This window comes from Pedobacter roseus (assembly GCF_014395225.1).
GTDB classification, from domain to species: domain Bacteria; phylum Bacteroidota; class Bacteroidia; order Sphingobacteriales; family Sphingobacteriaceae; genus Pedobacter; species Pedobacter roseus.
Genome location: NZ_CP060723.1, coordinates 4,467,967 through 4,481,906 on the forward strand (window position 1 = coordinate 4,467,967; position 13,940 = coordinate 4,481,906).

Here is a 13,940-nt window from a genome sequence, read left to right on the forward strand (position 1 = left end):
AAACAAAAAAGAATATGCAGTTAAAACTACATATTCTTTTTAATCATATTAAAATATGAAATTATTGTCTACCCGAGTTATTTAAGTTCGGATTTATATTTACCTGATTTAAAGGATAAGGGAAGTACTGATCTCGTGGCATTACCACTGTAGGTGTTTGATTGGTACGCTTTAAATATCCGTTTACAATACTCTCATATTTACCAAAACGCATTAAATCAGCTCTTCTTTTTCCTTCGTAGAACAATTCCCAACCACGCTCTTGCAATAGTGCGTCGCGTAAGGTACTTTGATTATAATTGGCAGCAACCAGTGTTTTGGCATGCGATCTTCCTTTTACCTGGTTGATCAGATCAATACATTCTGCATTGGGCCCGCTTAGCTCGTTAATTGCCTCTGCTCTGCTTAGCAAAACATCAGCATAACGGAGGATATTTACGCTATGTCCATCATAGTAGGTATTAGCGCCATTTGGATCAGCATATTTAGCTGTGGCCACATCCTGCATGTAAAATACGCCTGCAGGTGGTGTAGCACCTAATGATGGAGCCTGTTTGTGCACCAATTTATCAACGCCGGTGTATTCTGCAAAAAAAAGTTTTTTCCGGTCATCTGCATCATCAAAACTGTTGTAAAAATCCCATGTTACGGCATAATATTGCCATCTATCGGTTAAAACAGGGTGATCAAGTGGTCCGAAGTGGTTTAAAAGTTCAGTTCCGTTTACATTGGCATCACTTAATACTGAAAAGATATTTTCTGAACACCATTTATTGCTTTCTGCAAAAAGACCTGCATAAGTAGGATAAAGCGAGTAAACATTTAAATCCATTACCTGCTTGGTTACATCCACCACTTTCTGCCATTGATGTTGGCGAAGATATAATTTTGCCAATAGGGTAAGGGCTGCTCCTTTTGTAGCTCTCCCTACATCATTGCTGCTGTAAAAAGGATTGTTGGCATAATTTATAGGCAAAGTATTGGCCACAGCCTGCAAATCGGTTATTAAAAATGCTTCAATCTGATCAAGCGGGGTTAAAGATGCGTTTTTGGTATAATTTGGATTTTCAAGGTCTTTTTCTGTAGCCAGAATAACTGGTCCCCAGGCATCGGTTAAATCCATATATGCAACAGCCCTTAAAAATTTAATTTCGGCAAGAAACTGATTTTTTTCAGTCTCGGTAAGGCTGGTCATTGGAGTAATGTTATAGATCGCATTATTCGCATTTGAAATAAGTTTATAGATCTGCCTCCAATCTTCTGCAATTAAACCATTTGCCGAATTCCATTGCACGTTAGAAAGTTGACCAGGATCTCCACTATAGCTACAATGGCCCACATCAGTAGTTAAATCGGTTAAGGCGAAATGTCTTACTGTCCAGTAATCGAAATTATCGCCAACAGATGGTCCTTTTAACCTGGCGTAAACAGCATTTACAGCAGCAATAGCATCAGATTTTGTTTTAAAGGCATTTGTGCTCGTTAAACTGCTATACACCACTGGCTCTAAATCTTTTTTGCAAGAAAACTGCAAAAGAACAACTGCAGTTATGGCTATGATTATTTTATATCTTTTCATCTCTTTATCTTTATTAATGCTATCGATAGGAATTATTAGTTGATGGTTAATTTTACACCTGCCGAAAAGGTTCTGAAAGCTGGAAAGGCATTAAAGTCTATACCGCCACCAAAATTGCTTCCAGAATGTGAATTTACCTCCGGATCCGTTCCTGTATAATTGGTGATGGTAAATAAGTTCTGTCCTTCTGCATATACCCTTAAACCTTTAATTACCTTAATATGGTCGAAAATTTTGGTTGGCAGGCTGTACCCCAATGAAACCGATTTTAATCTTACGTAAGAAGCATTTTCTACAAAGCGTGAGTTTACATAGCTACCGAATGTACTCAGGAAATAACCTTCGCGTGGAACATCTGTATTTTCGTTAACACCGGCCACAAATCTATTTAAGGCATCGGCACCAGTAGTCGATTCAAGAACTAACCTGTTCATGTTATATAGTGAGTATCCAAAAGCACCTTGAAAGAAAATATTCAGATCAAATCCTTTATAATGAAAATCGTTTCCTAAGCCCATGCTAAAGCGTGGCGTTGAGTTACCCAAAAAGGTCATATCATCCGGTGTGATTTTACCATCACCGTTAACATCCTGATATTTCGGATCGCCTGGCTTAGCACCTGGTTGAGGGGCATAGGTTTCACCTGTTTTAATAACCCCGTTATATATATATCCAAAAAGTTCTCCAAGCTCTCGTCCGGCAACTACTCTCGAAAACTCACGACCTGATACGGTACCACTAGGATTAGCTGTATTTACTGAAATCTGATTGATAGGCCCTAACGATAATACTTTTTGCCTGTTCAGCGAGATGTTAAAATTTGTATTCCAGGTAAAATCGTTATTTCGGATATTAACGGTATTGATTAAAAACTCTACCCCCCTGTTCTGGATCGAACCTGCATTTACCAATTGCGAACTAAATCCCCAATATTGCTCGATAGGAATATTAATCAATAAATCAGATGTTTTCTTCGAATATAGATCGATCGTTGCATTTAAACGACCGCTAAAAAAACCCATATCCAAACCAAGGTTAAACTGTTTTGTACTTTCCCATTTCAGGTTCGGGTTTGGCAATGTCTTAGGTTCTGTTCCAATTTGTAAAGGATCGCCCGGATTAAGTACAGTGCTGTAATTGGTAAAAGTTGATAAATACAGGTAATTGGTAATCCTGTCGTTACCTGTAACGCCATAACTTGCCCTTAATTTTAAATTAGAAAAAGTGTTTAAGTTTTTAATAAACTCTTCGTCGGTAAATTTATAGGCTACAGCTCCTGACGGGAAAAACCCATAACTGTTGTTAGATCCAAATTTCGACGAGCCATCCCTCCTCAAAGTAAACGATGCCAATAATTTTTCTTTATAACTGTAGTTCACCCTTCCATACATAGAGTTAAAGGTAGATTGCTCTTTAAAGCTATTGTATCCGTTACCGAGATTGGTGATGGTTACGTTTGTACCATTTGGTGTTGAGCCTGCACCAAGATTATAGAACAAAAATTCGTCGGTTGGGAAACCTTTACTGCCTGCAGCAATAAATTCGTTTACATCTTTTTGGTTAGATACCCCAGCCAGTGCAGTAAAATCATGACTACCAAAGTTGAATTTATAGGTTAAATAATTTTCTACCAGCCACCTAAAGGTAGTTGAACTTTTTTGAGCGGCTATACCCCCATTAACAGCTCCTGCCGTTAAAGTTCTTGGAATATACTGACCCTCGTTAAGGTTGGTATATTCTGCTCCTGCCCCTAAATGATACGTTAAACCTTTAATGATCTGATAATCTAGAGAAACATTGGTATTGGCGAGTTTATTTGTACTGGTATTGGTAGGCTCGAGCAAACTGGCCAATGCATTGTTTTTACCCTGATAACGGAAATAAGTACCATCGGCATTATATACCGGGATGTTTGGCAGGGCAGTTAACAAACCAAACAAAGGTGCAGTAATATCTGCAGAATAAGATTGCTGAAATAATTTGGAGCTAGAACCATAAAAGTTAGCGCCCAATTTTAAACGTTCGTTAAGGTTCTTTTCAGCACCAATTCTTGCGGTATATTTTTCAAGTCCAGTACCTTTTAAAACACCCTTTTGATTGATGTAGTTTCCAGATACATAAAGTTTCGAGTTTTGATCGCCGCTACTGATGCTTAGGCTCCTGTTATGAACTGAGGCATTTTGGGTAGCTTCATCTAACCAATTTGTATTGGCTACATTAAAAGATGGTGGAAATAAAACCGGTTTTCCATCTTCAATAGCAGTCGCATTCTGGATATCGGTATATTGCTGCCCGTTTAACAGTGCTGGTTTATACGTTAAAAACTGGTTTCCGTTCGATAGATCAAGATCGATGGCAACTCTTCCAGCTTTTCCTTTTTTGGTGGTTATCAATACTACACCGTTTCCACCTCTGGCACCGTATATTGCGGCAGAAGAAGCATCTTTTAAAATCTGTATGTCTTCGATATCATTTGGGTTGATGGTGCTACCATTGTCAGAAATAAATCCATCTACAACATATAGCGGACTATTGGTTGTATTAATGGAGTTACCCCCCCTTACCGTTATCGACATTCCGGCGCCGGGCGCAAAGCTGGTTTGTTGTACCTGTACACCAGCTGCTTTACCTTGTATAGCTTGTCCAATATTGGATGTAGTACCTCCAAGATTCAGGTCTTCGCTCTTTATAGAACTGACCGAACCTGTTAAATCTGTCTTACGTTGTGTACCATAGCCCACAACCACAACTTCGTTTAATTTGTTTAAATCTTCTTCCAGATTTACCGTTACCACGTTAGAGGCTCCAACGGTAACCTTTTGTGTTTTATAACCAACCAGCGTAAAAGTTAAAACCTTTAGTTTACCCTTTAAGGTTAGGGTAAACTTACCATTGGCATCTACTGATGTTCCGTTTTTCACATCCGTTTCGGTTACCGATGTTCCAACGGCTGGCAGGCCTTTCTCATCCTTTACCGTACCTGTTACAACTGTCTGTGCACTGGCTGCAATAGGAATCAAAAAGATTAAAGAACAATAAATAATTTTTAAAAGAGGGATTACAAAAGAGCGTTTTTGTATAGGAACAGTTTTCCTATAGTTCTCCGTGGTTTGTTCGTAAATTTTGGTCATAGTGTTTTGTTTGATAGTTGACTGCTCGCAAAAAGCAACGGCTATTCCTTCTTGCTTTTATAATATTAGTGATTATAGCACTTATTTAAATGCAAAAACACTGCGCAATCGATTGACTAATCGCCTTGAACGCATTCAAAAACACAAACAAAAATGAAAACAGGAAAATTACGACGGTAAAACGCTAAGAAAAAGCGGTTAAGAAAGCGGGCTGATATAGGAAATGATCTTCGAAAATAGCTTATCCATACTTTCTATTGCACTTTCTGTATTGGTTTTGATCACAAGATTGGCATTTATGGCAGGTTCGAACCTGGCACTTACCCCGGTAAAATTTGAGATCAGTTTAAGATCGGCATCTTTATACAAGCCCTTTACATCTCTTTCTTTGCAGATGGCCAGCGGGCAGTCTAAAAATACTTCAAAATACCGTTCTCCGATGATTTCGGCTGCTAATTTACGATGTTGCTCAAGTGGTGTAATAAAGGAGCAGATGGTGATGATATTATTCAGCATCATCAATTTGGCTATTTCTGCGGCACGCCTGATGTTTTCGGCACGATCTGATTCGCTGAAGCCCAAATCTCTATTAATGCCTTCCCTCAGTACATCTCCGTCCAGTGTTGTTGCAAAAAAACCTTCTCTTTGGAGTTTTTCCTTCAGTAAAGTAGAAATAGTTGTTTTTCCCGAACCCGACAAACCAAATAGCCAGATTACCATTCCTTTTTGATCAGTAACAGGAAAATTATTTTTGGACGAAACTTTTAAAGGCATAATGATGGTTTGTTTATTCTGTAATTAATCTACTATGCACAAAAAACCTTCGTTTAACAGCGATATTTTGTTGTACAGCATTTCCTTGCCGGCCAAAGTATGAATATGGCAACCGCTAAATAACGCAATGGCATGCCCGGCAGCAGTATCCCACTCCATAGTTGGTCCTGTTCTTAGATAAATCTGCGCTTTCCCTTCCGCCAACAAGCAGAATTTTAGGGAACTGCCTACGGCAATAAAATTAACGATCGGGTATTTGCTAAGAATTGCTTTTTCTTCGCCATCTGCATGCGATCTGCTTACCGCAGCAGTCCAATCGGCCCTCTTATTAATTGCACTTATTTGAAGTGAATCTTCCCCCGGGGTTTGTTTCCAGCTTCCAGAAGCCTCATTGCCATAGTATAATAAATTTTGCACAGGGATATAAATTACGCCCAATATTGGCAGATTATTATGGATTAGTGCAATATTTACGGTAAACTCTCCATTTCGCTTGATAAATTCTTTAGTTCCATCCAGCGGATCTACACACCAATACATCTCCCAGTTTTTTCTTTCTTCGTAAGGAATACTTTTCCCTTCTTCCGACAATATTGGAATAGAAGGATATAATTTTTGAAGTTCAAGGCAAATTAAATCATTAGCTATTTTATCGGCCTTGGTTAAAGGTGAGGAATCGCTTTTAGTAGATACTTCAAAATCTGCTTCATTATCATAAACAGTTAAGATTGCCTTCCCTGCTTCAACCGCTATATTTAGTATAGCATTTATATCAATGGTATCGATCATTTTTGTTTTTAAACGCCCGCTATTACTTGATGAGTCTTTATTTTCTTTAATATTTCCAATTGCGGCCCGCGGTTATCGAGATCAGATTGACGGGCATTTAAGAGTATGTTTTTTTTGAGCAGGTCATTTTCAAGGTTATATCCTTCTATTTCTTCAGCAGAAATTGATTTGACCTGATTTTCAGGATCATCCAAAGCATAACCCAGGCTAGTTAACGTTTGGGCGTTAATGCATTCGAATATACTAATCTCCTCTTCACTAAGCGCTTTGCGGTATTTCCCGGTATTATCTTTAATAATTGGTTTGGCCAGATTTTCCCACATCTCACCTGCATTAGCCGTAGCCTGAGATTCTTTGGAGTTGTGAAAATCAAGCATTTTTGCTGAATAATCAATCCCCAGAAATTTACATAAACTTTGGATCACTTTTGCAGGGTTTGCAATTAGCTCTTCATAATTTAACGAAAAAAACCGATCAGTATTTGTCTTTTTAGCAAGTGCTATACACGCACTTTGATCTTTAAACCATTGTTTGGCTAAATGATAGATATGTTTTTCACCTACAATGGCCTTTTTAAAAGAAAGTGCAACATCTCTTCCATCACGATATAAATAAATGTATTTCAGGTTGGGCGAATGTTTTTCCAGCTCGGCTGCATAATGCACGTTAGCCATGCTTTTACAACACCAGTACTTTGCTTTTTTTGCAATTGCAGCGGTTTCATATACCAATCTGTTTATTTCAAAAAGACTATAAGTCTGTGAGTTTTCGAAAATCCAGGCCTCATCCAGAGCAACACCATCCCAGGGTACCGGATTTGCCTTTACGTAATTTACTACATCATTAATTAGCGTTTTATATTTTTGTTCGGTTAAAAAACCATATAAATCTAATAATGGCACAAAGGTTACCAAAATATGTGGTGGATGAGGAGAGGCAATCTGCTGAGACTGATCTAAAATTACCCTAAGTAAATTTGACCCGGATCTTTGCGTTCCGATAATCTGAATACCATCTGGTTTTAAAAAACTTTCCATCATATAAAAATCGATACTGTTCCCAGAAAAATTGCACTGAGTATTAAATATACGGGGCTTATTTTATATTTATAACTTAATATTAAAGCAACCACACATATTGCCCCAACTAAAATGGTATGCGGCTGCAATAATAATATTTTTAATGCAGAGGATATGATTAGACCAATAACTACAACTTTAATTCCTGATATCATGCTCTTGATAATAGGATGATCTTTGGTTTTATTAAAGATTTTTGAAACAACAATCATTAAAACTGCCGAAGGAATAAACATGCTGCAGGTAGCAACCAATGCCCCGAAGAAGCCGGCAAGCTTAAAGCCAATAAATGTTGAACTTACCAGAATAGGCCCGGGGGTTACCTGACTAAAAGCAATTACATCAACCAGTTCTTTGGCACTTAACCAGTTCATATCCTTTACCAACAAAGACTGCATAATCGGGATTACAACATAGCCACCGCCAAACAGTGATATACTGATCCCTGAAAAAACGGTTACGATCTTAAAAAAAATATTTTGATAGGATTTGAATGCCCCGGTAATAAATAAAATTTGATTGATTAATAAAACCGATACAGCGATAAAAGAAAATGAGTTTAACCTCAATTTAAAATTGGTTTTAAAACTGGTCATTAATGCAGCATAATCAACTTTTTTTCGGTCAAGCAAGAGTCCGGCAATGGCCCCAAATACAATAAGTGAAACCGTAATTAAGTAGTTTCCTTTGATCAGATCGAGTATTGTAGCCATTAAAAAAAGTAAAATTTTAGCATAATTAAGCGCAATTTCTTTTTTAAACAACTGCAGCCCGGTTGATATGATAATAACGCCTACAATGGCCCCCACATATTGCATAACCGATGTCCAGGCTATACTTTGTCCGTTAGATAGATAAACGTATGCCAGGCATATCATTAAAATGCATGCAGGAAGTAAAACTGCAAACATACTCAATGCAGCACCCCGCTTCCCTTTTAACAAATAACCAATATTTGCGACGACATTTACCGCCATAGGTCCTGGCATAAACGAAGCAACAGTAACACTGTTTAATACATCCTCGTTGCTGATGGTTTTATCCTGTTCAACCATAATGCGCTGAATCAGTGAAACTAAAGCCATATGCCCACCAAAACTTACACAACCAATTTTAAGAAAGGTTAAAAAAAGATATTTTAGTGTTGTCTTTTCTTTGGTTATATCGCTTATTACTGATAACTCCATCTCTTACGCTAAAGATTAACTTGAATGCTGAAACAATATAACACTAATTTTTGCTGGGTAGATTAAATCAGTTGTTGTTTGGTTATTGCTTCCTGAAAAATGTTTTGTTTAAAAACCTAATTTAAGTGATTTGTGCCTTATAAATCAGATAAACTTTACGCAAACGTTTGATTAATCCTTTAAAACCTTTGATATATGTCACAATAGTAATCAGACCCTCAAAAATAATTGCAGCAACCAATAATGAAATATAACCTGTTGACAATTTTCGAAGGTACATTCTTGCAACAAAATGCCTGTATTTATCATAATCGAAACATTAACAAACGTTTGCGCTAATATTTTTAATAGGGGCCTGATAAAAAAACCTCAACAGTTGCTTCTAACAGCAATTGCTAAGGACTTTATAATTTATTTACTTATCGGTTTAATTAACGGTACTACGTGGATTGCTTCTTTCGTTATTTGCCCCTACTTTTGTTAATTTATAATTTAACGACAGGTAAAAATAACGGGTAATGTTATTGTAACGTACATCTTCTATCCGGCTACTGTTTACAATCCTATCGATGCTGGTATTCTGGTTCAGGATATCAAAACCTTTTAAGCTTAAAGTTACCCTGCGTTTCATCAGATATTTGTTGATCCCGGCATTAAGCAAGAAATAATTATTGTTGAATCCATCGGCACGGCCGGCAGAACCAATGTGGTTTAAATCGGCCTCTACCCTTAAATCTTTTATAAACTCGTAACTCAGGTTCAGGGTATTTTCGAGACTGAAATACTTATTGTTTATGGCCGATTCGGCTGTATTGTTTACTTTAGTATAACCTACGTAAGCATAAATACCCGCGTTAAATTTATCATCAATATCGTAACTCCAGTTAATATTCGGGCCGATTTCGAACCTGTTCGTAATATTTTTATCACCGCTGATAAAGTTTGTTCTGTGCTCGGTAAAGAAATTTGCACCATAATTCATCCTCAAACCTTTAAGTTTTGATGGCATTCCAAAATTGGTACCGGCACGCACGTAATAGTTACCGTTTACATTGATGGGTTTTACCGTTTGGATGCCATTATTATAGGTAATGTCGTTCCCGGTATCATCAAATGATAGGTTGTAAAGGAAATATCCATTCCAATAATGGTTATTATCAGGACTGAAAGTATTGAAGTTTACCGAAAGTCGATGGTTTTTCCTTGCCTCGAGGTCCGGGTTCCCAATTCTTTGGTATAGCGGATTGGTATTGTTTTGTACGGGCTGCAAATCGGTTACTGAGGGTAAATTAATGCTCGCCCGGTAATTGATGGCAATGGTTTGATTGGCATTATTTTTAAAATTGACCGTTAACCTTGGCAATAAATTGTAGTATGATTTTTCGATATTACCAATGTTGGCACCTATGTTATTAAATACATTGGCGTTTAACAAACTCTCCTGTGCATTTAATCCGAAATTATACGTCCAGTCTTTCCCGGTATAAATAAAACCCAATCCGGCTATTTGCAAACTGTTATGGTTATCGAAAGTATTGGTTAAGGATGGCACAATGGTTTCGTAACGATCGGTTGTTGGATTATAATCAAAGGTGATCTGCTGTGCATCAACAATGCTCCTGGTATAACCGTAAGCAAGGTTGGCACTCCATTTTTGATTTAACTGCCTGGCATAATTGCCATTGATGGTATAGGTTTTTGAGGCATTTTCCTGATTGGCCTGCTGGTTGATATTGGTAACCGTGGTACCCCCATTTGTATATTGGTTGAGCAACGATTGATTTAACCAATCAGCATTAAAGGTATTCTGTGTACCGTTTAACCTGAGCGAAACCGAGCCTTTTTTATTGGCCAATCTTCTCAGCACCGTAAACTCCCCAAATAATGACGGGGTAAAATTATGCTGGTTATAATATTGGCTTCCATCATTTGCTTTTCCTGTGGCATCAAAATTAGCATTGAAAGTACGGTTGTTGATATTAGTAGTACTGTTCAGAATTACATTGGGGCGCAATACCATATCAGTTAACGAATCGGGATGATATTCTGCTTTAAAATTAAAACGGTGTGCCTGGTTATTGCTGTTGCGATCGGTATTATCGAGTGTACGCAAAATGTCGCCTGAGCTTAAATCCTGAATGTTGGATAGCTTATTGCCTAAACCAAAAGAAAAATAAGTGAAATAACTGCCGCTAATGGCTAGTTTGTTGTTTTTTCCCCAGGAGTTGCTATAATTTACGCCTCCACTGTGCGTGGTGTATAAGCCAATGGCATTGTTATCAAAAACACCGCTGCCACCAATAGTGGTTTTACCGTTATTGTTATTGATCGAGAAACTTCCCCCGGCTGGTGGCGCAAAAATATTTCCGATATTGCCTCCGCTAAAACTGCTCAGGTCATCATAACCGAAACTGGCATCGTTGGTATTATTGCTCATTCCTAAAACAGCAAACTGCAGATTTTTATTAAAGTGGTTGGTACTTAAATAACTTCCGTATTTATCGGTTGTCCCTCCTGCGAGGTTAGCGTTTCCGAACCAGCCTTTTTTCTTGTCTTCTTTAATGGTTAGGTTCAGCACTTTTTCCCGCTGACCATCATCAATTCCGGTTGCCTTCGCTTCTTGTGTTTTACTGTCAATCAATTGTACTTTTGCAATGGCATCGGCAGGAAGATTTTTGGTTGCTGTTTTTGGGTCGGTACCAAAAAAGTCTTTACCATCAACAGTTAAGCGCGTAACTTTTTGTCCCTGGACTAAAATACTACCATCTTTATCAACGGTTACACCAGGCAGTTTTTTCAACAAATCTTCTACCGCAGCGTTTGGTCTCGTTTTATAAGCATCGGCGTTAAATTCTACGGTATCCTTTTTTACCGTAGCTATGGCATAACGGCCACTTACCGCCACATCTTTTAGGGCAATGGCATCTTCTTCCAATTTTAGAAGACCAATGTTAAAAGCCTTTCCGATCATGTTGATGTTTTTGGTGATGGAGTTGTAGCCCATTGCCGAAATCCTGATTTTATAATCACCATTGGCAACCGCATTAAAAGAAAATTCTCCGGCTTTATTGGTTACCACGCCTATTTTTTTGGTCGAATCGCTTTTATTTGATAAGATAATCCCCACATATTCAATTGGCTGGTTCGTTTTCCCATCCACAATTTTTCCATTTATATTACCCGGCTGTTGTGCGAAAGTCTTCGTAGATAATACACACAGCAACATCCATAAATAGGTTTTCATAGCTAAAATTCTGTTTTTTATTAATTTGTTTGATTAACCTTTTTTCAAGGTTTCAGCTATAAGACGCCAAAAAGTGGAAAGTGTGACAGAAAAAAAAAATTTTCTTCCGGAGTTTAAAAGAGGCTGTGGGAAAGAGACAGCTTCGGAAGTCTGGGGCAACAAACAAAAAGTCTTCCAGTTTTACCTGAAAGACTTTCCTTTTTTAAGCTTTAGCTACTTTCTTTGTGTGTTTTTTATGATGGTGTTTTTTATGGCCTTTTTTGGTCTGTGTTTTTTCTGTTCCTGCTTTTGCCGGAGTGGTGGTTTGAGCGCTTACGGTATTAATGGTAAAAGCGGCTACCAGGGCGATTACTAAAACTTTAATTGCTTTCATTTTTACATTGATTAATGATGAATAAACCTTGTTATTTTGTTTATTAAATCTCGAAAATCAATATGAAGATTTTATGAATAATTAATTATTGAATTAGAGAATGATTGAATGACAGAATTAGAGAATGCAAGAATAATTGAGTGAAATTTAGCTTGTTACGGTAAATCGAATGAGAAAGTATAATTGAGTCTTTTCCCACTCAAAATGTATTCAGAAACTACTTTACCATCCACCAGGATTTTGTATTCGCCCCTTGATTTTGATTTAGCGGTAGCTAAAGTTTTAAGCTGAACGTGTGTGCCCGATTTTAAAGTAACAACCTGTTCCCAGACCCCGTTTACTTCTTTTAATTCGGTCTGTTTTCCGCTTTCATTGGTATAGGCAACATCAGCACTTAATCGATCGCCAAAACTGGCCTGATAAACCACATTATAACTTTCTTTTTTGGGAACATCTATTTTACCTCTCGACATGGAATAAAATGTTGTCATGACTCCAAGGGCACAGCTGCTTAACATAAGCGTAAGCAAAAAACAGTAGAAAATATTTTTCATTTGATAAGGTTTAGATCAGGATGACGACGGCTTTAGAGAAAAGGTTGCAAGGGAAAGAGAAAGGATTGAATGATTGAGTGAGAGAATGATTCAATGATTGGATGACAGAAGGATCGAATGAGAGAATGTTGAATTAGACTAGCCCATTCAATCATTCTTTCATTCAAAACTCAATCATTCTAAATTCTATCATTTATTAAATGTATCTAGATACAACTCTTCAACTTTTTTCCTGGCCCAGGGCATTCTTCTTAAAAATTTCAAGCTCGATTTGATCGTTTGGTTATTATTGAAACAATCGATCCTGATCAATGATCCCAATTTTTCCCAACCGTAATACGTTTGCAGATCGGTTACTATTTTTTCTAAGGTGATACCGTGTAAGGGATTGTTTTTTTGCTGTTCGGCCATAGCACAAAGTTAAGGCAAAATTATCGGGGTTTATATTGTGCCATCCAAACATTTGCACCACCGCAATCAGGGTCGTTTATTTTGTGTTTTAGCACCCCAAATTGGGTTGATTGCAGTAAGGTTTGATATTCAGCAGTAGCTAAAGAAGCATGAAAAAGGTTTTCGCCACCGTTCATGCCCCAAACTTCTCCCCTTTCGGTACCGGAGGTAAATAACAAAATACCATTGGGATTGAGGTGCCGCCTAAAAATATTAAACATGTCAGGCTGATCAGCAGCAGGAAGATGAAAAAAACTATGCCATGCAATAATCGTATCAAATTTTTCATCGAGATCGAGTTCACGCATATCTTTTAGCAGAAACCTGGTGGATGGGAAATTGATTTTTGCCAGCCCGATCATTTGCTCACTGGCATCAACTCCTAAAACATTTATCTCATGCTTAATAAAATATTCCAGTATAGGCTTGCCATCACCACATCCCAGATCCAAAACCTTTGCATCCGTAGGAAGTTGTTGGAGGATATCAGTTAAATAAGCATTTTCCACCGAATCGTCATAACGGTTTTCGGCAAACCAGCGGCCTATTTTATTGTAAACTTTATAAACGTTTTTGCGCTCTCCCTTTTCCATCTGTATATCATGCTTTAACAATGCCAGATTAATTGTATTTATATTTTTTTGGAAACAAATGTACAATGGTTCTTGGCAAATGCAGTCCTGCCATTCGCTTTATTTCGTTGCACTTCATGCCCGCTCCTGTCAGGTTTAGGATGAACGTTCTGCTCCCGGCATGGCGCCAAAGGCATCGAGCCGATGT

The 13,940-nt window shown here is 37.8% G+C and carries 11 protein-coding genes; all 11 read right to left on the reverse strand.

All coding sequences use genetic code 11. From position 1 onward, the window contains the following. Positions 1-61 precede the first annotated feature (61 nt). A complete protein-coding gene (locus H9L23_RS18375; protein WP_187591718.1) occupies positions 62-1,579 on the reverse strand; it encodes a RagB/SusD family nutrient uptake outer membrane protein in 1,518 nt (505 codons plus the stop codon). Positions 1,580-1,614: 35 nt separating this feature from the next. Beyond that, entirely contained in the window at positions 1,615-4,710 is a 3,096-nt protein-coding gene (locus tag H9L23_RS18380) for a SusC/RagA family TonB-linked outer membrane protein (protein ID WP_187591719.1), read from the reverse strand. A 198-nt stretch (positions 4,711-4,908) separates the two neighbouring features. After that, on the reverse strand, positions 4,909-5,484 hold the full coding sequence (gene cysC, locus H9L23_RS18385) for an adenylyl-sulfate kinase (protein ID WP_187591720.1): 576 nt from the start codon (positions 5,482-5,484) through the stop codon (positions 4,909-4,911). Between the two features lie 24 nt (positions 5,485-5,508). Further along, the gene (cysQ, locus tag H9L23_RS18390; RefSeq protein ID WP_187591721.1) at positions 5,509-6,273 is read right to left on the reverse strand and encodes a 3'(2'),5'-bisphosphate nucleotidase CysQ; all 765 of its coding nucleotides are present in this window, start codon (positions 6,271-6,273) and stop codon (positions 5,509-5,511) included. A gap of 8 nt (positions 6,274-6,281) precedes the next feature. Then, positions 6,282-7,313, reverse strand: coding sequence for a sulfotransferase family protein (locus tag H9L23_RS18395; RefSeq protein WP_187591722.1), 1,032 nt, complete (start codon positions 7,311-7,313; stop codon positions 6,282-6,284). Continuing rightward, the gene (gene chrA / locus H9L23_RS18400) at positions 7,310-8,539 is read right to left on the reverse strand and encodes a chromate efflux transporter (RefSeq protein ID WP_187591723.1); all 1,230 of its coding nucleotides are present in this window, start codon (positions 8,537-8,539) and stop codon (positions 7,310-7,312) included. The genes H9L23_RS18395 and chrA overlap by 4 nt, the downstream gene beginning before the upstream one ends. 427 nt (positions 8,540-8,966) lie before the next feature. Continuing rightward, entirely contained in the window at positions 8,967-11,783 is a 2,817-nt protein-coding gene (locus H9L23_RS18405; protein WP_187591724.1) for a TonB-dependent receptor, read from the reverse strand. Between the two features lie 202 nt (positions 11,784-11,985). After that, positions 11,986-12,156, reverse strand: a complete 171-nt coding sequence (locus H9L23_RS18410) for a hypothetical protein (RefSeq protein WP_187591725.1) — start codon at positions 12,154-12,156, stop codon at positions 11,986-11,988. Between the two features lie 155 nt (positions 12,157-12,311). Continuing rightward, the gene (locus H9L23_RS18415; RefSeq protein WP_187591726.1) at positions 12,312-12,710 is read right to left on the reverse strand and encodes a hypothetical protein; all 399 of its coding nucleotides are present in this window, start codon (positions 12,708-12,710) and stop codon (positions 12,312-12,314) included. A gap of 189 nt (positions 12,711-12,899) precedes the next feature. Then, a complete protein-coding gene (locus tag H9L23_RS18420; RefSeq protein WP_187591727.1) occupies positions 12,900-13,121 on the reverse strand; it encodes a VF530 family protein in 222 nt (73 codons plus the stop codon). 20 nt (positions 13,122-13,141) lie between these two features. Then, positions 13,142-13,753 carry a class I SAM-dependent methyltransferase gene (locus tag H9L23_RS18425; RefSeq protein WP_187591728.1) on the reverse strand — a complete coding sequence of 204 codons (612 nt, stop codon included), beginning with the start codon at positions 13,751-13,753 and terminating at the stop codon, positions 13,142-13,144. Between the last annotated feature and the right edge of the window lie 187 nt (positions 13,754-13,940).

Excerpts from the sequence above, each read along its gene's own strand:
- H9L23_RS18410 (WP_187591725.1), bottom strand. The coding sequence starts at position 12,156 with ATGAAAGCAATTAAAGTTTTAGTAATCGCCCTGGTAGCCGCTTTTACC.
- H9L23_RS18425 (WP_187591728.1), bottom strand. The coding sequence starts at position 13,753 with ATGGAAAAGGGAGAGCGCAAAAACGTTTATAAAGTTTACAATAAAATA.
- cysQ (WP_187591721.1), bottom strand. The coding sequence starts at position 6,273 with ATGATCGATACCATTGATATAAATGCTATACTAAATATAGCGGTTGAA.
- H9L23_RS18375 (WP_187591718.1), bottom strand. The coding sequence starts at position 1,579 with ATGAAAAGATATAAAATAATCATAGCCATAACTGCAGTTGTTCTTTTG.
- H9L23_RS18415 (WP_187591726.1), bottom strand. The coding sequence starts at position 12,710 with ATGAAAAATATTTTCTACTGTTTTTTGCTTACGCTTATGTTAAGCAGC.
- H9L23_RS18405 (WP_187591724.1), bottom strand. The coding sequence starts at position 11,783 with ATGAAAACCTATTTATGGATGTTGCTGTGTGTATTATCTACGAAGACT.
- cysC (WP_187591720.1), bottom strand. The coding sequence starts at position 5,484 with ATGCCTTTAAAAGTTTCGTCCAAAAATAATTTTCCTGTTACTGATCAA.
- chrA (WP_187591723.1), bottom strand. The coding sequence starts at position 8,539 with ATGGAGTTATCAGTAATAAGCGATATAACCAAAGAAAAGACAACACTA.
- H9L23_RS18395 (WP_187591722.1), bottom strand. The coding sequence starts at position 7,313 with ATGATGGAAAGTTTTTTAAAACCAGATGGTATTCAGATTATCGGAACG.
- H9L23_RS18420 (WP_187591727.1), bottom strand. The coding sequence starts at position 13,121 with ATGGCCGAACAGCAAAAAAACAATCCCTTACACGGTATCACCTTAGAA.
- H9L23_RS18380 (WP_187591719.1), bottom strand. The coding sequence starts at position 4,710 with ATGACCAAAATTTACGAACAAACCACGGAGAACTATAGGAAAACTGTT.